Annotated in this window: 20 protein-coding genes; 8 read left to right on the top strand and 12 right to left on the bottom strand. The window is 67.1% G+C overall.

Features of this window, described 5'->3' with window-relative positions:
• Window positions 1-77: 77 nt before the first annotated feature.
• The 3 genes from A5698_RS02380 to A5698_RS02370 are packed head-to-tail and all read right to left on the bottom strand — an operon-like array spanning window position 78 to window position 2590.
• Window positions 78-971, bottom strand: coding sequence for a tetratricopeptide repeat protein (locus A5698_RS02380; RefSeq protein ID WP_156670584.1), 894 nt, complete (start codon window positions 969-971; stop codon window positions 78-80).
• 13 nt (window positions 972-984) lie between these two features.
• Window positions 985-1365, bottom strand: a complete 381-nt coding sequence (locus tag A5698_RS02375; protein ID WP_156670583.1) for a DUF3817 domain-containing protein — start codon at window positions 1363-1365, stop codon at window positions 985-987.
• A 43-nt stretch (window positions 1366-1408) separates the two neighbouring features.
• Window positions 1409-2590, bottom strand: a complete 1182-nt coding sequence (locus A5698_RS02370; RefSeq protein WP_068292813.1) for an acetyl-CoA C-acetyltransferase — start codon at window positions 2588-2590, stop codon at window positions 1409-1411.
• 83 nt (window positions 2591-2673) lie between these two features.
• On the opposite strand from A5698_RS02370, the gene mce reads away from it, so the two are divergent.
• Window positions 2674-3150, top strand: a complete 477-nt coding sequence (gene mce / locus A5698_RS02365) for a methylmalonyl-CoA epimerase (RefSeq protein WP_068292808.1) — start codon at window positions 2674-2676, stop codon at window positions 3148-3150.
• Here mce and A5698_RS29245 read toward each other — a convergent pair.
• Both A5698_RS29245 and nucS read right to left on the bottom strand, forming a co-directional pair.
• Complete coding sequence (locus A5698_RS29245; RefSeq protein ID WP_082950718.1) at window positions 3147-3440, bottom strand: Rv1322 family protein; 294 nt, start codon at window positions 3438-3440, stop codon at window positions 3147-3149. The genes mce and A5698_RS29245 overlap by 4 nt on opposite strands.
• Window positions 3440-4111, bottom strand: coding sequence for an endonuclease NucS (gene nucS, locus A5698_RS02360; protein WP_067081524.1), 672 nt, complete (start codon window positions 4109-4111; stop codon window positions 3440-3442). Before nucS ends, A5698_RS29245 begins: the two co-directional genes overlap by 1 nt.
• Window positions 4112-4156: 45 nt before the next feature.
• On the opposite strand from nucS, the gene A5698_RS02355 reads away from it, so the two are divergent.
• Window positions 4157-5761, top strand: a complete 1605-nt coding sequence (locus A5698_RS02355) for an adenylate/guanylate cyclase domain-containing protein (protein ID WP_068292805.1) — start codon at window positions 4157-4159, stop codon at window positions 5759-5761.
• Here the strand turns inward: A5698_RS02355 and glsA are convergent.
• Both glsA and A5698_RS02345 read right to left on the bottom strand, forming a co-directional pair.
• Complete coding sequence (glsA, locus tag A5698_RS02350) at window positions 5750-7039, bottom strand: glutaminase A (protein ID WP_068292801.1); 1290 nt, start codon at window positions 7037-7039, stop codon at window positions 5750-5752. The genes A5698_RS02355 and glsA overlap by 12 nt on opposite strands.
• A 9-nt stretch (window positions 7040-7048) precedes the next feature.
• Window positions 7049-8482, bottom strand: coding sequence for a carotenoid oxygenase family protein (locus A5698_RS02345; RefSeq protein ID WP_068292796.1), 1434 nt, complete (start codon window positions 8480-8482; stop codon window positions 7049-7051).
• Between the two features lie 56 nt (window positions 8483-8538).
• Here A5698_RS02345 and A5698_RS02340 point away from each other — a divergent pair, with 56 nt between their 5' ends.
• Complete coding sequence (locus tag A5698_RS02340; RefSeq protein ID WP_067081513.1) at window positions 8539-9210, top strand: TetR/AcrR family transcriptional regulator; 672 nt, start codon at window positions 8539-8541, stop codon at window positions 9208-9210.
• Between the two features lie 29 nt (window positions 9211-9239).
• Here A5698_RS02340 and A5698_RS02335 read toward each other — a convergent pair whose 3' ends face one another.
• Window positions 9240-10688 (bottom strand): cytochrome P450, encoded by a 1449-nt coding sequence (locus A5698_RS02335; RefSeq protein WP_068292792.1) that lies wholly within the window; start codon window positions 10686-10688, stop codon window positions 9240-9242.
• Between the two features lie 104 nt (window positions 10689-10792).
• Between A5698_RS02335 and A5698_RS02330 the strand changes: the two genes are divergently transcribed.
• Window positions 10793-11458, top strand: coding sequence for a TetR/AcrR family transcriptional regulator (locus tag A5698_RS02330; RefSeq protein ID WP_068292789.1), 666 nt, complete (start codon window positions 10793-10795; stop codon window positions 11456-11458).
• 48 nt (window positions 11459-11506) lie between these two features.
• Here A5698_RS02330 and A5698_RS02325 read toward each other — a convergent pair whose 3' ends face one another.
• Both A5698_RS02325 and A5698_RS02320 read right to left on the bottom strand, forming a co-directional pair.
• Window positions 11507-12022 carry a hypothetical protein gene (locus A5698_RS02325; protein WP_068292822.1) on the bottom strand — a complete coding sequence of 172 codons (516 nt, stop codon included), beginning with the start codon at window positions 12020-12022 and terminating at the stop codon, window positions 11507-11509.
• A gap of 110 nt (window positions 12023-12132) precedes the next feature.
• Window positions 12133-13335 carry a cytochrome P450 gene (locus A5698_RS02320; protein WP_084792208.1) on the bottom strand — a complete coding sequence of 401 codons (1203 nt, stop codon included), beginning with the start codon at window positions 13333-13335 and terminating at the stop codon, window positions 12133-12135.
• A 109-nt stretch (window positions 13336-13444) separates the two neighbouring features.
• Between A5698_RS02320 and A5698_RS02315 the strand changes: the two genes are divergently transcribed.
• The 3 genes from A5698_RS02315 to A5698_RS02305 are packed head-to-tail and all read left to right on the top strand — an operon-like array spanning window position 13445 to window position 16287.
• Window positions 13445-14641, top strand: coding sequence for a thiolase C-terminal domain-containing protein (locus tag A5698_RS02315; RefSeq protein ID WP_068292786.1), 1197 nt, complete (start codon window positions 13445-13447; stop codon window positions 14639-14641).
• A gap of 7 nt (window positions 14642-14648) precedes the next feature.
• The gene (locus A5698_RS02310) at window positions 14649-15068 is read left to right on the top strand and encodes a Zn-ribbon domain-containing OB-fold protein (protein WP_068292783.1); all 420 of its coding nucleotides are present in this window, start codon (window positions 14649-14651) and stop codon (window positions 15066-15068) included.
• Between the two features lies 1 nt (window position 15069).
• On the top strand, window positions 15070-16287 hold the full coding sequence (locus A5698_RS02305; RefSeq protein WP_068292781.1) for a CaiB/BaiF CoA transferase family protein: 1218 nt from the start codon (window positions 15070-15072) through the stop codon (window positions 16285-16287).
• 17 nt (window positions 16288-16304) lie between these two features.
• Here the strand turns inward: A5698_RS02305 and A5698_RS02300 are convergent, their stop codons facing one another.
• Entirely contained in the window at window positions 16305-17471 is a 1167-nt protein-coding gene (locus A5698_RS02300) for an amidohydrolase family protein (protein WP_068292778.1), read from the bottom strand.
• Between the two features lie 165 nt (window positions 17472-17636).
• On the opposite strand from A5698_RS02300, the gene A5698_RS02295 reads away from it, so the two are divergent.
• Window positions 17637-18443: a FadR/GntR family transcriptional regulator gene (locus tag A5698_RS02295; RefSeq protein WP_068292775.1), complete on the top strand. Its 807-nt coding sequence runs from the start codon at window positions 17637-17639 to the stop codon at window positions 18441-18443.
• 33 nt (window positions 18444-18476) lie between these two features.
• Here the strand turns inward: A5698_RS02295 and A5698_RS02290 are convergent, their stop codons facing one another.
• Window positions 18477-19313 (bottom strand): mycofactocin-coupled SDR family oxidoreductase, encoded by an 837-nt coding sequence (locus tag A5698_RS02290; RefSeq protein ID WP_156670582.1) that lies wholly within the window; start codon window positions 19311-19313, stop codon window positions 18477-18479.
• Window positions 19314-19405: the final 92 nt, after the last annotated feature.

The raw sequence follows: 19405 nt of genomic DNA, 5'->3' as shown, positions 1-19405 counted from the left end.
GTTCACCCGCGATCGGCAACCCACGTCCATTTGCAGCCCGAGGCCTTCGGCCTCGAGTCAGCCTCCATACCGTCTAGCTAATAGAGCGCGTTGGCCAGGTTGCGACGGCCGGCGATGACCTCCGGATCGGCCGGGTCGAACAGGTCGAACAGCTCGATGAGGCGGGTCCGCACCGTGGTGCGGTCGTCGCCGGCGGTCCGCTTGACCAGCCCGATGAGCCGATCGAAGGCCGCGGCGACGTTCTGCTGCAGCACCTCGACGTCGGCGGCGGCGAACGCCAACTCGATGTCGTCGGGGGCCGCGTCGGCGGCGGCGATCGCGTCGGGCGTCTGCGAGGTGGCGCGCTTCAGGAACTCGATCTGGCGGACCGCGCCCTTGGCCTCGGCGTGATTGGGGTTCGCATCGAGGATCGCCTGGTACGCGGTGCGCGCGGCATCGAAGTCGCCTTCGTCCAGATACGAACGCGCCTGGGCGAGTTCGGGATCGACCTCTTCGGCCTCCTCCGCTTCACCGCTGCCGGGCAACTTGCCCGCGACCGCGTTCAGCAGCGAATCGATCCAGCGGCGCAACTGCTCGGGCGGCTGCATGCCCTGGAAGCTCGCCAGGGGTTGGCCGGCGGCCAGCGCCACGACGGTCGGGATCGCCTGAACGCCGAACATCTGCGCGACGCGCGGGACGACGTCGACGTTGACCGTCGCCAGCGACCACTTGCCGCCGTCGGCGGAAGCCAGTTGGCCGAGGGCATCACCCAGCTGGACGCTGGCGTCGCTGCGCGGTGACCAGAGCAGCACCACGACGGGAACCTGGTTCGACCGGACCAGCACCTCGTTTTCGAGGTTGGCCTCGGTGACTTCAACACCACCCGAGGGCGCCGACGCACCGCCGTCACCCGTGGAGGGCCGCTGTTTGAGGGCGGACAGATCAACCGCACCGGCCATGGAGGCCGCGATAGAGGGGCGTGGACGACTCACGCCCATAAGTTTGTCACGTCGTTTCGGGTACCGGCCGCCCCGGTTGCGCGACGGCCGTGACCGCCGGGGCCCCCAACCGGCCGGTGCGATCCGCCCACATGAGGAAGATCACACTCGCCAGTGGCACGATGCTCGCAACGATCCCCAGCAACCAGATGCCCGCCGCCCACCGGAACGCGATCGCCGCCAGAATTCCGAGCACGACGAAGGCAACGAAGACCGCCCCGTGCACCGGCCCGAACACCTTGACGCCGAGCTCGGTGCGCGGCGTGCCGAAGTACTTGAAATACATGCCGATCAGCAGTCCGACCCAGCTCACCGCCTCGAGTAGGGCGACGAAACGGAACCACCCGGCGACGGTGCGCTGGTTCAACAGGCGAATCATGGCCGCCATTGTGCCCGAAAGCCGGGCCGATTACTACGCGGTGTCGTAGGCCTTACGGCGCGCGGAAAATCAGCGCGTCGCCCTGACCGCCCGCCCCGCACAGCGCAGCGACGGCGTAGCCGGAGCCCCGCCGGGACAGCTCGAGTGCGGCGTGCAACGTGATGCGGGCGCCGGACATGCCAATCGGGTGGCCGATGGCGATCGCGCCGCCGTTGACGTTGACCTTCTCGGGATCGACGCCCAACTCCTTGGTCGAGGCCAGCGCGACGGCGGAGAACGCCTCGTTGATCTCGAGGACGTCAAGCTGATCGACGGAGATGCCCTCGCGCGCAACGGCCTTCTTGATGGCGTTCGCCGGCTGCGATTGCAGCGTGGAGTCCGGGCCGGCGACGACGCCGTGGGCACCGATCTCGCAGAGCCAGGAGAGCCCGAGTTCCTGCGCCTTGGCCTTGTTCATCACCACGACGGCGCAGGCACCGTCGGAGATCTGCGACGCCGACCCGGCGGTAATGGTTCCGTCCTTGCGGAACGCCGGCTTCAGGCCGGCCAGCGACTCGACGGTGGTGTTGGCACGGATGCCCTCGTCCTCGGAGAACTCCAGCGGGTCACCCTTGCGCTGCGGAATCTGTACGGGCACCACCTCGTCGGCGTAGACGCCGTCTTTCCATGCGGCAGCGGCCTTTTGGTGCGAGCGCGCGGCGAACTCGTCCTGTTCGGCGCGGGTGAACTGGTCGACGTCGTTGCGCTGCTCGGTGAGCGCGCCCATCGGCTGATCGGTGAACACGTCGTGCAGACCGTCGTAGGCCATGTGGTCCAGCACGGTGACGTCGCCGTACTTGTAACCCGCGCGGCTGTTCATCAGCAGGTGCGGCGCCTGTGTCATGGACTCCTGGCCGCCGGCCACGACGACGTCGAACTCGCCGGCGCGGATCAACTGGTCGGCCAGGGCGATCGCGTCGATTCCCGAGAGGCACATCTTGTTGATGGTCAGCGAGGGGACGTCCCAGCCGATACCCGCTGCGACGGCCGCCTGGCGGGCGGGCATCTGCCCGGCGCCCGCGGTCAGGACCTGGCCCATGATCACGTACTCGACGGCGGAGGCGGGCACGTTGGCCTTCTCGAGGGCCCCCTTGATCGCGATCGCGCCGAGATCGCTGCCCGAGAAATCCTTCAACGAACCCATCAACTTGCCGACGGGCGTGCGTGCTCCAGCAACGATCACCGACGTGGTCATTTACTACCTCCAAAAAGTGGGTATAGCCATGTGTGTTTCATGACACATTCCGCAAACATCTGTCTCAAGGCTACCGTTACGTTATGACCACCGAACACGTAGACGCACGTCCCGCGCTCGCGAGCGCGCTCGTGACGGCGATCGATCACGTGGGGATCGCAGTGCCGGACCTCGACGCCGCGATCAAGTGGTACCACGACCATCTCGGGATGATCGTGCTGCACGAGGAGATCAACGAGGACCAGGGCGTGCGCGAGGCCATGCTCTCGGTGCGTGGCGCCCCGGTCGGCAGCGCCCAGATCCAGTTGATGGCGCCGCTCGACGAGACCTCGACCATCGCCAAGTTCCTCGACAAGCGCGGCCCCGGCCTTCAGCAGCTCGCCTATCGCGTCAGCGACATCGACGCGCTCAGCGAGCGCCTTCGCGCCGACGGCGTGCGGTTGATCTACGACGCGCCGCGCCGGGGCACCGCCAACTCGCGGATCAACTTCATCCATCCCAAGGACGCCGGCGGAGTGCTCGTCGAGCTCGTCGAGCCCGCGGCGGACGCGGAGCACTAGGACCACTTGCGAGTCGGGCCTCGTGTGCCCCGGTGCGCCCAGCACGGCGTGTGCCAGTGTCGACGCTCGTCGAGCGCCCGCTCCCCCTCCTCGGCCGGTAACACCACGAGATGCGCTGTCCCGGGCCGGATTTCATGGTCACATCCCGGGCACCGGTACGTTTTCGTAGCGCGCGCGGCGGCGATCGGGCGCACCTCGTATTCGTAGCCGTCCGGCCCGATCTCGATCCGGCGGGGCGCCGGCAACGGCGGCGGACGCTCGGAACGCCGATGAGGGCGCTTGCGGGGCATCAGAACAGCCGGAACTCGTCGCTGTCCATGCCGCGCATCTTGTCGTAGTCGAGCGTGAGGCAGCGGATGCCGCGGTCGGTGGCCAGCGTGCGCGCCTGCGGCTTGATCTGCTGGGCTGCGAAGACGCCGCTGACCGGGGCCAGCAGGCTGTCGCGGTTGAGCAGCTCGAGGTAGCGGGTGAGCTGTTCCACCCCGTCGATCTCGCCGCGGCGCTTGATCTCGACCGCGACGGACCCGCCGTTCGGGTCGCGGCACAACAGGTCGACCGGGCCGATCGCGGTCATGTACTCGCGGCGGACCAGCGTGTAACCCTCCCCGAGCAGCTCGACGTGCTCGGCCAGCAGCTCCTGAAGGTGGGCCTCCACGCCGTCCTTGACCAGACCGGGATCGACTCCGAGCTCGTGGGTGGAGTCGTGCTCGATGTCCTCGACGGTGATCCGCAACTGCTCTCCGGCCTTGTTTTCGACCACCCACACCGTTTCGGGCCCCGAGGTGTCCTCGGTGAGCCGACACGGCGGGCTCATCCAGTTCAGCGGCTTGTAGGCACGGTCGTCGGCGTGCACGCTCACCGAACCATCCGCCTTGATGAGCAGCAGCCGCCGCGCCGAAGGCAGGTGTGCGGTCAGTCGTCCGACGTAGTCGACGGTGCATTGGGCGATCACGAGACGCACCCGACCACCTTAGGTGGCCGCTCGGCAATTTAGGCTGAGGGGACGATGACCGCCAATAGGAGCGTCGCGCACAGGCTGGGTCGCGTCCTGGAGAAGGTCACGCGCCAGAGTGGACGGCTGACCGACGCCCCGGACTACGGGTCGTGGCTGCTGGGCAAGGAATCCGAGAGCCAGCATCGGCGCCGCATCAGGATCCAGATCATCCTGACGACGATCGTGGTGATCGCCAACCTGATCGGCATCGGTGTCGCCGTCCTCGTTGTGACTGTGACGTTCCCGGTGCCCAGCGTCTTCGACCCCGACGTCCGCTGGATCACCGCGATCGTGGCGCCCGCCTACATCCTTGCCGCACTGGTGGTCGGCGTCATCTGGGCGACCCGCCGGGTGATGAACAACGTGCGCTGGGCCATCGAGGAGCACACACCCACTCTGCGCGATCAGCGCAACACGTTCTACGCGCCGTGGCGGCTCACCCGGGTGCTGCTCGCGCTGTGGGGCGTGGGCACCGCGCTGATCACCCTGCTGTACGGCTTGGTGGACGTGAACTTCATCCCGAAGGTCGCGCTCGGCATCAGCTTTCCCGGCATCGTGGTGTCGGCGAGCTGTTACCTCTTCACCGAGTTCGCGCTTCGGCCCGTCGCCGCCCAGGCGCTCGAGGCCGGCCGCCCGCCGCGCCGCTTCGCCGCAGGGATCATGGGCCGCACGATGTTGGTGTGGGCGTTGGGATCCGGGGTCCCGGTGCTCGGCATCCTGCTCGCGGCGATCATCACCCTGGCGCTGCGCAATGTGACCCCCACCCAGTTCACCGTCGCCGTGATCATCCTCGCGCTGTTCGCGCTGGCGTTCGGTTTCGTGCTGATGTGGATCCTGTCGTGGCTGACCGCGACGCCGCTACGGACCGTGCGCGCCGCGCTCAAACACGTCGAACGCGGCGACATGAACTGCGATCTGGTCGTTTTCGACGGCACCGAACTCGGTGAGCTGCAGCGAGGCTTCAACTCGATGGTGCAGGGGCTCAAGGAACGCGAGCGCCTGCGCGACATCTTCGGACGCCACGTCGGACGCGAGGTCGCCGCCGAGGCGGAAAAACAGCGACCCAAGCTCGGCGGCGAGGAGCGTCACGTCGCGGTGATCTTCGTCGACATCATCGGGTCGACGAAGTTGGTCACGGCCAAACGCGCCACCGAGGTCGTCGACCTGCTCAACCGGTTCTTCGCGGTGGTCGTCGAGGAGGTCGACCGCCACCACGGCTTCGTCAACAAGTTCGAAGGTGACGGTGCGCTCGCGGTGTTCGGCGCCCCGGTGCGGCTGGAGAACCCCGAGGATTCGGCGCTGGCCGCCGCCAGGGCGATCGCGCGGCGCATCCACGAGGAGGTGCCCGAGTTCGACGCCGGCATCGGGGTGGCCGCGGGCGAGGCGGTGGCGGGCAACGTCGGCGCCAGGGAACGCTTCGAGTACACCGTGATCGGCGAGCCCGTCAACGAGGCGGCCCGGCTGTGCGAACTGGCCAAGGAGACACCGGGTCACGTCCTCGCCAGCGCGGACGCGATATCCGGTGCCGGCGAAAGCGAGTGTGCACATTGGCGATTGGGTGACGAGGTGACACTGCGCGGGCACGACGAGCCGACGCGGTTGGCCCTACCCGCCTGACACCCCCGGCGCGGTCACAGCGGCGCGGAGCGCCTCGTCGAGGCTTCCGAACACCCGGGCGACCGTGCCTTCCGTCGGAGTCTCCTCCAGAACCCGGTCGGGATCGACGACGAATCCCTCCTTGCCGGCGGCGACGAGCGACTCGCGCATGCCGGCGAACATGCGACGCGCGGCGTCGTCGATGTCGTCGACCCTCGACAACTCGAGGATGGCGACGTCGAACGCGTCGCGTTCGCGTTCCACCCTGCGCAGCACCTGTTCGGCCCCCGCGAACAGCAGGTCACCGTGCAGCTCGAAGATCCGCACACCCGCGGCGACGTCGTACGCGTTGCGGATCGTGGAGCGCGATTCGCGGGTGTGCGCGAGGAAGTGAAGCCCCAGGTTCGCCGACAGGCTGCGGCACACCTGTACGCCCCGCACGCTGTTGCCCTTGGCGTCCAGCAGCGGTGAGTACACCCCGATGCCGAGCTGTCCCGGCAGCACGGCCGCAATGCCGCCGCCGACACCGCTTTTCGCGGGCATGCCGACGGCGCTCACCCAGTCGCCGGTCGCGTCGTACATGCCGCAGGTGGTCATCACGCTCAGCGTGCGTTGCACGACCGCCGCGGTGGTGACGCGCCGGCCCGCCACCGGTTCGACGCCACCGCGTGCGAGGGTCGCGGCCATCGTTGCCAGATCCGTGCTCGTCACCTTGATCGAGCACTGGCGGAAGTAGACGTCGAGAATCTCGTCGGGGTCACCGTCGAGCACGCCGAAACTCTGCAGCATGCATGCGATCGCGCGGTTCCGGCTGCCGCTCGCTTGCTCCGAGGTGTAGACCCCGTGATCGACGGCGAGTTCGCGGCCCGCGAACGTCGAATAGAACTCGTGGATCTTGGCGAACCGGTCGTCGGCCGTGGCCCCGGGAACGAGGGAGACCGCGGCGATCGCACCGGCGTTGATCATCGCGTTCTTCGGCGTCTTCGTGCTCTCGTCGACGCTTATCTCGTTGAATGCCTCACCAGAGGGTTCGACCCCGATCTTGGCGTCCACGGCGGCCATGCCGATGCACTCGAGCGCGAGCGCGTAGGTGAACGGTTTCGACACCGATTGGATGGTGAATTCGACTGCAGTGTCGCCGGATTCGTAGACATAGCCGTCGGCCATGGACAGCGACAGGCCGAATCCGTTGGGGTCGACGCGGTCGAGTTCCGGGATGTAGTCGGCCAGCTTGCCGTCGTTGTTGTCGGCTTGTTCCGCGCGAATCTGGTCCAGGTACCGCTGCACCAGTTCGGCCATGAGCGAATCCTAGGACGGCACCCAGTTGCCGTGGAAGCCCGCGGGCACGCGGTGGGGCAGCTTGATGCTCGCGACGTCTTCGAGGGTCTGCGCGTCGAGCAGAGCCAACTCGCTGCGGTCGGTGCGACGGTCGTAGACATAGCCCATCAGCACGCCGTCATCCTCGGCGGCGTCGGCCGACGACGGTTCGAAGACGAACTCCCCGAGGACCTTTCCCGTACCGAACGACCGCGACTGGGTGCGGTCGCCGACGAAGTCGTGTTTGAGCAGGACGTCACCGGCCTCACCGTCTGCGATGCTGGGCGCGTAGCCGTAGCGGTGGCGCTTGCCGACGCGGCGTTCGTCGACACGCGGGAACTCCTGCCCACGATCGTCGATGCGCGATTCGCGGACCTTGCCGTCGGCGAGGTCGACCGTCCAGCGATCGAGCGTCGGGGGCCCCTCGTCCGGGCCGAGATGGTTGGTGTCGAACATCTTCGGATGCCTCACGACGTCGAGCACGATGGTGCCGTCGTCGTCGTAGGCGTTCATCGGATGGAACACGTAGCAGGGTTCGACGTCGAACCAGCGCACGTCGGAGTTGCCTCCGTCGCGTGGCATCACTCCGATCCGCGCGGGATACTGCGGATTCCAGGAGTACGGAAACCGGCGATCTTTCGTCTCGCCCCGCGGTTGCCGCGCGCTGATCGGGTCGGGAATGCGCACCCGTCCGATGAGGGACGACAACACGAGCCGCGAGACGAGGCGCAGACCGCGCGGCACCGTCATCTGCACCGCCATGTCGGCGTCGAACGTCACCGGCAGGTCGTAGAACACGACGTGGTTCTCGGTCAGCGAGAAGTCGTGCATCATCGGGCTGCCCGCGACCTCGATGTCGACGGTGCGCCGTGCGCGCCCGTCAGCGCCGATCACGGAGTACTGCACGGTGTTGCCGCGGTACATGCTGTACGAAACGGCGTGCAGCTCACCGGTTTCCGGATCGCGCTTGGGATGCGCCGTATACCCGCCGGTCAGCGTGCCGTCGAAATCACATGCCCCGACGGTGTCCAGCTCGTCGGTGAGTTCGACGGTGGTGACACCGGACTCGATCAGCGCCAGCGTCTTACCCGCATGCCCGATGACATTGGTGTTCGCACCGATGCCCGAGATCGGGAAATGACCTTTCGGCGGCTTCTCCCCCAGCGCCCAGGCGGTCTGCGGACCGCGGACCCACCGGTTCCGATACCACTCCGCCCGGCCGTCGCGGATGCGGATACCGTGCACCATTCCGTCGCCGATGAACCAGTGGTACAGCTCGGGATCGAGTTCTCCGATCGGGTTCGGCCCGTTGCGCAGGTACCGGCCATCGAGGTGATCGGGAAACGTCCCGGCGACCTCGAGGTCGGTCAGCGTGTGCTCTGCCTGGATCGGCGCGAAGGCGCCTTCGAGGTAACGGTTCGTCATCGGAACACCCCTATAACAGCGTTATGATGTGTTCTGTATAACACCGTTATGGCAGCATGGCAAGGGTGAATGGCGGTGGCCCCGGGGAGCAGCTGGTCGAAGCCGGCATCCGCATCCTCGAACGAGACGGTCTGGCCGCGCTCAGCGCACGCAAGCTCGCCGCCGAGACCGGAACCTCCACGATGGCGGTTTACACGCATTTCGGTGGGATGTCGGGGCTGATCGACGCGATCGCCGGGGAATCGTTCGTCCGCTTCACGCGCGCGCTGACCGAGGTGCCCCAGACCGATGATCCCGTCGCCGACTTCTTCGTGATGGGCGGGCGCTACCGCGAATTCGCGCTGCAGAACCCGCAGCGCTACCAGATGATGTTCGGCACCGCGGCCGAGTCGTTGAACCGGTATCACGCCGACCTCACCGTCACCGGCAGTGCGACCGCCCGCAGCGAGTGGGCGATGTCGTTCGAGGCGCTGCTGGACGGCGTGCGCCGGATGATCGAGGCCGGCCGCATCCGCGACGACGGCGAGGCCGCCGTCGCAGGGCGGCTGTGGAGCATCAGCCACGGTGCGGTGCTGCTGGAGATCGCCGGCTTCTTCGGACACCAGGGCCACGGCCTGACGCAGATACTCGGCCCACTGATCGTCGACACGCTGGTCGGCATGGGCGACGATCGGGAACGAACGATGCAGTCACTGAGTACCGCGCTGGCCACGCTGCCCGAACAGTAGGCGTTCCGGCGTGCGCTACCCGCCGGAACTCAGGCGAGCCGTTCGAGTTCGATCGGCAACGAGTCGGCGGGGGTCGGCCCGGTGCCCCACGTGAGCGGGACGCGGTACCCGTCGGGGACGCTCCATCGGAACCGGCGCAACAGCTTGTGCATCACGGTCTTGACCGTCATGTCGGCGAACTGCTGACCGATGCACTTGTGGGCGCCGCCGCCGAACGGCGCGAATGCGTACCGGTTGACGGCCACGCGGTTGTCGGCGTCGCTGAACCGCGAGGGGTCGAACGTGTCGGGGGCGGGCCACCAGTCGGGCAGCCGCATCGACGCGTGCACGCTGATTGCGATCTGACTCTTGCGCGGGATGTAGTGTCCGCAGATCTCGGTGTCGCGGATGGCCTGGCGGAACAGGGTTCCGGCAGGAGCGTACATCCGCAGTACCTCCTTGAACGCCGCGTCCAGCATCGGGTACCGCTCGAGGTCGTCGAGGGTGGGCGCGTCGATCGGGCGATCGACGGCCTCTTCCCGAAGAATGTTCTGCCAGTGTGCGTTTCGGCCCAGCTCGTAGACGAGCATGGCCAGCGCGATCGCCGTGGTGTCGTGAGCGGCCATCAGCAGGAAGATCATGTGGTTGACGATGTCGGCGTCGGTGAAGCGTTGCCCGTCTTCGGATTCGCTGCGGCACAGCATCGAGAACAGATCGGTGCCCTCGCCCCGGCGCCGGTCCGCGATCTGCCCGCCGAAGTAACGCTCGAGGCGCTTACGCGCCCGCAGGCCGCGCGCCCACGTCCCGCCGGGCACGTCCGCGCGAATGATCGCCTGGCCGCCGTGGACGGTGTCGTGGAAGTCGCCGATGAGTTGATCGGATTCCGCGCCGAGTTCGGTTCCGACGAACACCTCGGCGGCCTGTCGCAAGAGCAGTTGCTTGATCGATGGATACATCCGGAAGTGGGTGGCCGGTTGCCATGTCGTCAGGCCGCGGTCGATGCCGTCGGCGGTGCACGCGAGGTAGGTGTTGAGCGCCGTGCGCGTGAACGCCCGCTGCATGATGCGTCGATGATCGCGGTGTTCCTCGAAGTCGAGCAGCATGATGCCGCGGTGGAAGAAGGGACCGATCACCGGTTGCCATCCGCGCGTACTCGACAGCGCCTTGTCGCGATTGACCCACGCGGCCTCGAGCGCTTGGGGTCCCATCAGCGCCACGACGCGGAACCCCACGCCGCCGGCCCACGACACCGGGCCGTACTTCGCGTAGCGGCGCCGCGCGAACTCCAGCGGATCGACGAGCGAGGCGAGGACGTGGCCGAGGTACGGCGCACCGTAGTTGCCCATCACCGGGGCCAGACCCGACCCGGCCGGCGGCTCGGCCAGCGGGCGGTCGGGGCTCGGCCAGCGGTTCGCGATCGACGCACCGATTCCCTGAAGCCGTTGCCGCGCCTCGACCAGTGAGGTCGGCGGCGCGACGGCGTCCACGAGGTTGAACATCGGCCGAGCCCTTCGTCGACTATCTGGTACGTAACCGTGCCAAATTTGCCGAACTGTTGTCAACGGCTTCTCCCTCGACGCGTCGGGGGTGCGACGATCGACCCATGGCCCCGTCGTCGCCGCGCAGCTACGGAGGCGTTTCCGGTGTGGAACGCCGCCAGCAACGCCGGTCACGCCTGCTCGAAGCGGCCCTGGAGGTGATGGGCCGCGACGGGTGGCGCGACATCACCGTCGAGCGGCTGTGCGCCGACGCCGGACTCAACAAGCGGTACTTCTACGAAAGCTTCGTTGATGTCGACGCCTTGGCCGACGCGGTGATCGACGAGATCGCCGCGGCGGTGCGCGAGGCGACCGTGACGGCGGTGGCCGCTGCGCGGTCAGAATCCCTTGCGCAACAGGCGTTTGTGGCTGTGAGCGCCCTCGTGCACAGCTTGGTCGATGACCCGCGTCGGGCGCGGGTGCTGTTGGGTGGCGTGGCGGCGACTCCGGCGATGCGCGTACACCGGGTGGCGGTGATGCGCAGCCTGACCGGTGTTCTGATCGGTCACGCGCGCACCGTCCACGGTGTAGAACTCGAACACGATCCGCTGGCGTTGATCGCGCCCGCGTTCGTCGTCGGCGGCACCGCCGATGCGATCTTGGCCTTTGTCGATGGAAGCGCCCGCATCACGGTGGACGACCTTGTCTCGCAACTGACGACGCTGTGGTTGATCACCGGCGACGGCGCCGCCGGGGTCGCGCGTGCGCGGCTCGCCGAGGAACGCGACTGACCGCGGCGAGGTCGAGTTCCGCCGCAGATCGTCGATAAAAGGGGCGCCTCAGCTGTCGGTGTGCCCCTCTTCCGCCGGCAGAGGCGGCGGCAGGGGCTTCGCGGACGTCGTAGGCGTCGAATCCGCTGGGGGCGGCGACATTCCGGGCCCCGACGGAGATGAGGAAGAGGATGCGCCGTGGAAATCGAGCCACGCTTCGTCACGGATGACCCGCGAGCCCTCCGCGAGGACCAGCGACTTCTTCGACACGGTGTAGGTGAAGCCGTCGTTGTAAACCGTGAATGTATCGCCCGATTTGGTGGCCATTCTGATCAGTTTCGCGCCGTCGCGCAGCCGCACGCCACGGTATTCGTAGCTGCCCTTGGGAGTCTTGCAGATCGCCACCCGCGAGGACGCGGTGCTGCCGTAAACCACGGCCTCGTCGGACGCGGCGCAACGCGCGGTCGAGTCGACGTAGCCGTGGGCATCCGTCGCCGGCGCGGCGAGCGCCGGCGGCACGGCGAACACGGCCGCGGTCGAGCATGCGGCCACAGCGCCAAGGAGGAACAAGGCTCGTTTCGACATCGCTTCCACGACACCACGACATTCGTCGTTGCGCACCTGAGATCGGGAAGCACGCTCGAATCGTTAGCGCGCCGAAACCGGCTCGTTAGCAGGGACTTCGATGGTCCCGCTCAGACGGGCGTGAACCGGACGGGAAGAGAGGACAGGCCCGAGGTGAGGCTGGTCGCCGCCCACGTCTCCGGGCCGGCCTGTTCGATATCGGGCAGCCGAGTGAGCAACTCGCGGATCATCACCGCGCCTTCCGCCCGACCCAGATGGGAACCGACGCAGAAGTGCGGGCCGCCGCCCCCGAAGGCAATGTGCTCGCCGCGCTTACGGTCGATGTCGAACGCTTCGGGATCGTCGTAGACGCGTTCGTCGCGGTTACCGGACCCGTAATACATCACCACGCGCTCGCCCTTGGCGATCGGTTGCCCGGCCAACTCGGTGTCCTGGGTGGCCAGGCGTCGGATGTACACCACCGGCGAGAGCAGCCGCAGCATCTCCTCGATCGCCCCGGGAAGCAGCCCATCGAGATCGGCGGTCAGGCGCCGACGCACGTCGGGATGGTCGAACAACAGCTTCATCCCGCCCGATATCAGGTTGCGTGAGGTGTCGAGGCTGCCGTCGCTGAGGAGGATGAAGTTGCCGATGAATTCCATGTCCGTGATCGCGCGGCCGTCGACCTCCATGTTGGCGTAGGCGCTCAACACGTCATCGGCCGGATTCGCCTTCTTCGCGGCGAACGCCTCGAAGCCCATGCCGGCCATCTCGATGAACGCGGCGTGAAAAGCCTCCTCGCCCACGATGTCTGGGGAGCTGTGCGTGATCATGAACAACTCATGGAGGCGGTGGCCGTGTTCGCGAGGGATGCCGAGCAGGGCGGCCGCCGTGTACCCGGCCATCTGCCCGGCGAGTTCGACGACGTCGCACTCCCCTAGACCGGCCACCTCGTCGACGATTCCGGTCGCAAGTTCCTGCAGGTTTGGGAGCATGTGCTTCACCCGCGCGGGGACCAGTCGTGGGGCGATCACCTTGCGGAAGTGTGCATGCCGCGGTGCGTCCATGGACAGGAAGCCGACCTCGATCTCCGCGTCGACGATGCCGACCGACGGCGAGGACTGGAACAACTCGGGATGGTGCTCGATATAGCGGATGTCGGCGTTGCGCGTCACCGCCCAGAAGAAGCCGCCGTCCGGCGCTGGGTGCTTGTAGACGGGCGCATTGGCCCGAAGCCACCGGTACTGCTCGAAGGGGTGGCCGCTGCTGAACGATTTGGCCGAGTACAGATCGATCGGGATCTCCGGCGCCGGGGCGTCGAGTGTGCCGGTCATTCGCAACCTCCGAGTTCACGTGCCGCCGGGCTGCGTCGCGGACAGCCGCCCGACGGCGGCCAGTCCGAATACTGTCATATTTGAGGTGTTTGACGCTAGGGTGCTTTGCATGTCCGCGCCGACGGCACCGCACCCGCTGCGCGACCGTTGCGCGATCGTCGGCTTCGGCGCCACCGACTACAGCAAGAAGTCCGGCCGCACGGAACTGGCGCTTGCGGCGCAGGCCTGCACGGCCGCGATCGCCGACGCGGGCCTGACACCGGCCGACGTCGACGGCATCGTGCGCTGCGAACAGGACACCGTGCGCCACAACGACCTGGCCGACGTGCTCGGCCTGCCGGCCCTGACCTACTGGGGGTCCACCGGCACCGGCGGATCGGCCCCGGCCGGGATGGTGGCGCAGGCGTGCGCGGCGATCGCCGGCGGGTTGGCCCGGTCGGTGCTGGTGTTCCGATCCCTCAACGGGCGCTCGGGGGCGCGTTTCGGCCGCGGACGACGACAGAGCATGCCGGTCGGGGGAAACGGCTCCTACGACGAGTTCTTCCTGCCCTACGGTCTGATGGCGCCGGGTCAGATGTTCGCCTTGATCGCGCGCCGTCACATGATCGAATTCGGCACCGAGCCAGAGCATCTGGGCGCCATCGCCGTGGCCTGCCGCGAGCATGCGAACGCCAATCCCGCCGCGCAGATGCACGGCAGATTGATGACGTTGGCCGACTATCTGGACTCCCGGCCGGTGACCGATCCTCTGCGCCTCTACGACTACTGCCTGGAAACCGATGGCGCCTGCGCCGTCGTGGTGACTTCGAGTGAACGCGCACGCGACACTGCCGCACCGCCCGTGTCCATCCGCGCGGTGGCCCAGGGCGCCGATGCGTATCAGCAACCGGGGCTGGTGTTTGGCGCACTCATGCGCGAGAGCCTCGTCGAGCAACCGTCGAAGCGAACCGCCGAGACCCTCTACAGCAGAGCCGGTTTGGGGCCACAAGACATCGACGTGGCGCAACTTTACGACTGCTTCACCATCACCGTGCTGCTCCAGTTGGAGGACTACGGCTTTGCCGCCAAGGGCGAGGGCGGACCGTTCGCCGCGAGTGGCGCACTGCACCCCGGCGGCGGCCTGCCCATCAACACGGCGGGCGGCAACCTGTCGGAGGGCTACATCCACGGCCTCAACCATGTGGTGGAAGGGGTTCGACAGATCCGCGGGACGTCGACCAGCCAGGTACCCGGCGCCGAGGTGTGCCTCGTGACGTCCGGCCTACCGACCGCGACCGGCGCCCTGATGCTCACCACCGGAACCTAGGGCTGCCATGACCGACGCGCCCTCCCCCGTTGTGGACGACCCCGACACCGGCGGCTTCTGGCAGGCAGCACAACGCGGCGTGCTCGCGGTCCAGTGGTGTGACACCTGCGATTCACCGGTCCACCTGCCCCGGCCGCAATGTCCTCGCTGCGCGTCGACCGACCTGGGCTGGCGCGAGGTCGACGGCGCGGCGACGCTGTATTCCTGGGCCGTCGTCCATCATCCGGTACATCGCGCGTTCGCGGTTCCGTACACGATCGCGCTGGTCGCGCTCGTGGCGCATCCGACGGTCCGACTGGTCGCGCACCTCGATGGTGCACCGTCGCTGCGCGAGGGGCAGGGCATGCGGTTCGTCACCCGCCCCGATGCGGCGGGCGTACTGGTACCGCAATGGGTACCGATCCCTGACAGCGCGGAAGGAGACTGACGTGACCAAGGTGCTGGGTGGTGTGCGCGTACTGGAGGTGGCGCTCTACGGGTTCGTACCGGCCGCGGCCAGCGCCCTGTCGGACTGGGGCGCCGACGTCGTCAAGGTCGAGCATCCCGAGACCGGCGACCCGATCCGCGGACTGGCCGCGTTCGGGGTCAAGCCGGGCGACGGCGGCGTGACGATGTTGTGGGAGGTGCTCAACCGCGGAAAGCGTTGTGCGGGAATCGACATCGCGCATCCCGACGGATACGAGGCGCTGATGTCCCTCGTCGAGCGGGCCGACGTCTTCCTGACCAACTTCCTGGGGCCGGCCCGGCAGCGGCTGCGTATCGACGCCGAACACGTCCGCGCTCGGAATCCGCGCATCATCTACGCCAGAGGAACCGGTCACGGTGTACGCGGGCCCGACGCCGACCGCGGCGGTTTCGACGGGATCTCTTATTGGGCCAGAGCGGGTCTGGCGACCGCGGCCATGCCCGCGGACTACGACTATCCGATCAACCTGCCGGGCCCGGCGGTCGGCGACATCCAGGCTGGACTGAACCTCGCGGGCGGTATCTGCGCCGCGCTGTACAACCGCGAGCGCACCGGAGAAGGTGCCGTCGTCGATGCGTCGCTGTTGTCGGCGGGCTTGTGGGCCATGCAGTCGAGCATCGCGGGCAGTTACGTCACCGGTCGCGATCAACTGGCCAAGGGTGATCGACGTCGTCCGGGCAATCCCCTGGCCAATGTGTACCGAACCGCCGACGACCGTTTCGTCTTCCTCGCCATGCTCGAAGCCGACCGGTACTGGCCGGGCTTCTGCCAGGCCGTCGGCCGGCCCGAATGGATCGACGATCCGCGGTTCGCGACCGCCTCCTGTCGACGCAAGAACATCGAGCGGTGCGTCGAGCTGCTCGACGAGCTGTTCGCCAAAGAACCGCTGGAGCACTGGAAGTCCGTCCTGGACAAACAAGAAGGGCAGTGGAGCATTGTGCAGTCACCACGTGAGACGCTCAACGACCAGCAGGCCTGGGACAACGGCTTCTTCACGATTGTCGACTATGACAACGGCGCTCGGCTGCCACTGGTGCCGGCACCCGTTCAGTTCGACGAGGCCGCAACGGATCTGCAGCCCGCACCGGGACTCGGCGAGCACACAGACGACCTGTTGCGCGCCTGCGGTTACGACGACGAGACGATCATGAACTTGAAGATCGGCGGCGCGATCACCTGACCGCGCCGGCTTTCGGTCTAACGCGGGAAGTGGAACAAGGTGCGCGCATTGGTCTCGGCGATCATCGCCACCTCATCGTCGGGCACGCGGGCGAGAGCCTCGGCGGCCCGCTTACGGCAATTCGGCCAGTTCGAATCCGAGTGCGGGAAGTCGCTTTCCAACATGATGCGGTCGACTCCGATCTTGTGCCGGCTTTCCACACCGTGGTCGTCGTCGATGAAGCAGGTCCAGAAGTGCTGATTAAATAACTCCGACGGCCGCGCATCGAAGTCGATGTCCTGGTAGTAGCGGTGCCGCTCCCAGGTGAAGTCCGTTCGTTCCAGCATGTAGGGCACCCAGCCGATGCCGCCCTCGGCCAAAGAGAATTTCAGGTTCTCGAACTGCTGGAGCTTGCCGGACAACAGCAGGTCGACCGTCGTCCACCAAGAGTTCGTGGCGAAGACCGCGATCGCCACCGCGAACGGAGCGGCCTTGCTCTTCATCGTCTTCGGGGCGAACGGCGCGCCGGAGAACGAGAAGCCGGGCACATATCCGCCGGCGCCGAAGTGCAGCGACACTGGAAGGTCGGCATCGGAACACACCTGCCACAACGGATCCCAGTGATCGGTGTGGAACGACGGGAGGCCGAATACCGATGTGGTGTCGGGGAAGGAGATGGTTCGCGCGCCCTTCGAAACGAGGCGTTCGACCTCGGCCACCGCCGCGTCGATGTCCCAGAACGGCACCATCCCCAGCGGGATGTATCGGTCCGGGGCGGTGGCGCACCACTCGTCGATGTAGAAGTCGTTCCACGCCTGCATGCACAGCGCCGCGAGGTCCTTGTCCTTACCGCGGAAGAAGGTGCTTCCCGCGAATCCGGGGAACGACGGAAAGCACAGCGCCGCGTGCACACCGTCGACATCCATGTCCTTGACCCGCATCGCGGGGTCGTAGCACCCGGGAATCATGTCCTCGTAGCGCACGGGATCGACACCCCACTCCTCTCGCGGCTTACCCGCGACGGCGTTGAGCCCGATGGTGGGAAATCGTTCGCCGTTGTAATGCCATAACTGGCTTCCGTTGACCTCTTTGATCTGGGGTGCGTCCTCGTGCCACCGCGCGGGTAGCCGGTCGAGCCACACGCGGGGGTGTTCGACGAGATGATCGTCGACGGAGATGATCTGGTGTTGTTCCTGCAGCGGCATCGCGTCCTCCTGATGCCGGCGTCGACGGAAGGGCTCGGCGTCCGTCGTAACGGCGACGGCTCAAATATACCTATATTTGGCCGCGGCATAAGGCTTCCACCAGCGCCGGAGTACGCTGAATGTCCGACTATTCAGACCTAATCCCACCTCGAGGCGGTATCTCCGATGTCGATCGACGACTGCCTGGCCGAAGATCCGCGCCACGAGATGATGGCCCGGATTCGGCGCGGCAAGCTCTCGTTGGGAATAGCTCAGGACATCGTCCGGCGGATAGCGCTCGACCAGCTCTCACCCGGTAGCCCGCTGCCCACCGAACAGGCGATGGCCAGCGAGTTCGGTGTCGGACGGGCGTCGACCCGTGAGGCGCTGCGGGTGCTGGAGCTCCAGGGCATCGTCGAGATTCGTCGCGGCAACGGCGGCGGCCCGGTCGTCGGGCGCCGCGGTCCGCAACGCTTCGGCGAGACGATGACGATGCATCTGCAGCTCGCCCGCGCCACGATGCGCGACGTCAACGAGTCGATGATCTACCTGGAACCGCTCGCCGCGGAACGGGCGGCGCTGCGGGTCCGGGACGGATCGGCCGACCCCGACATCGTCGGGCAGATGGTCGAGGAGAGCCGCCGCGGCATGGCCCGGGTGACCGAGCAGAACCTGTCCAGCTACGACTACGTCGACTCCGGCAGTCGCTTTCATCTATTCGTCCGCGACATCTGTCCGAACCCCGCGCTCGACCTCCTCACCGAATCGGTGAGCCACATCTTTTCGAGCCGCACCGCCCAGGGCGGGGCCAACCTGTTCAGCGACATGACCAGGACGCGGCTGCACTTCGACCACATCCGCATCGCCGATGCCATCGAGGCGGGTGACCCCGACGCGGCGCGTGAGCTGATGCGTGAGCACATGACCGTTGCGTCGCAGGCGATTTTCGACGTCGCTCCCGACTTGGCGGACGACCTGGTCGACTGGCAGTGACAGGGCCGCGGATCGGCTCGCTTCGCAGGTGCGTTACACGTTGCAGAACCCGGCGTCGAGCGGAAGGCACACCCCGGTGATGTAGCGCCCCCGTTCGGAGACCAGCCACGCCACGGCGTCGGCGATGTCTTCGGGTTGAAGGATGTTGACGTCAGGCAGGAGATTGCGGAGGTTCGTCAGCGGCCGCTCGGCGACGGTTGCGATCCAGTTCATGAAAGCGTCGTTGCGCGTCATACCGGAGTCCACACCGGTGGGCAGGATCGCGTTGACGCGGATGTTGTGCGGACCAAGCGAATTCGCGAACACCCGCATCAATCCGAGGATTCCGGCCTTCGCCGCCGTATAGCCGTCGAGACCACCCCATCCGCCGGTGAAGCCTTTGACCGCTGCCGTGGAACTGGTCAGCACCACGGCGCCGGGTCGGCCGGCCTCGACGAGCGCAGGCGTCGTAGCCTTCACGGTGTTCCACACTCCGGCCAGCATGATGTCGACCGCATCCTTGAACGCGCGGGCCTCGTCGACGTCCGACGGGTAAGCACATCCGCCGGCATTGGCGATCACGATGTCCGCACAGTCGACACCCAACTCCTCGATTCCGTCCGAAAAGGCTTGCTGGACTTGGCCGAAGTCACGGACATCGGCGACCTGGAGGCTGGCGCGACGTCCCGCCTTCTCCACCAGGCGGCAGGTGTCCTCGAGCTCGCCGCGCGTACCCATCGGGTAGGGAATGGTCTCGATGTCGGCGCAAATGTCGACGGCGATCACGTCGATACCGTCGGCGGCCAGACGCGCGGCGTGGGCCCTGCCTTGGCCGCGAGCCGCCCCGGTGATGATCGCCACGCGCTGCCCGCCAGCCATCGGCCTCCGCATTGCTGAAATGTACGACTGTTTGAGCCAACGTACGGTGGGCAGCACCCGTCGTCAAGCAATTCGACGCCGACACCGTGGAATCGGACCTGCCG

Origin of the sequence: Mycobacterium sp. E136 (assembly GCF_001666865.1) — a bacterium.
Lineage (GTDB): Bacteria > Actinomycetota > Actinomycetes > Mycobacteriales > Mycobacteriaceae > Mycobacterium.
Note: the sequence above shows the minus strand (reverse complement) of the source record. Positions and strands in the feature narration are given on the sequence as shown.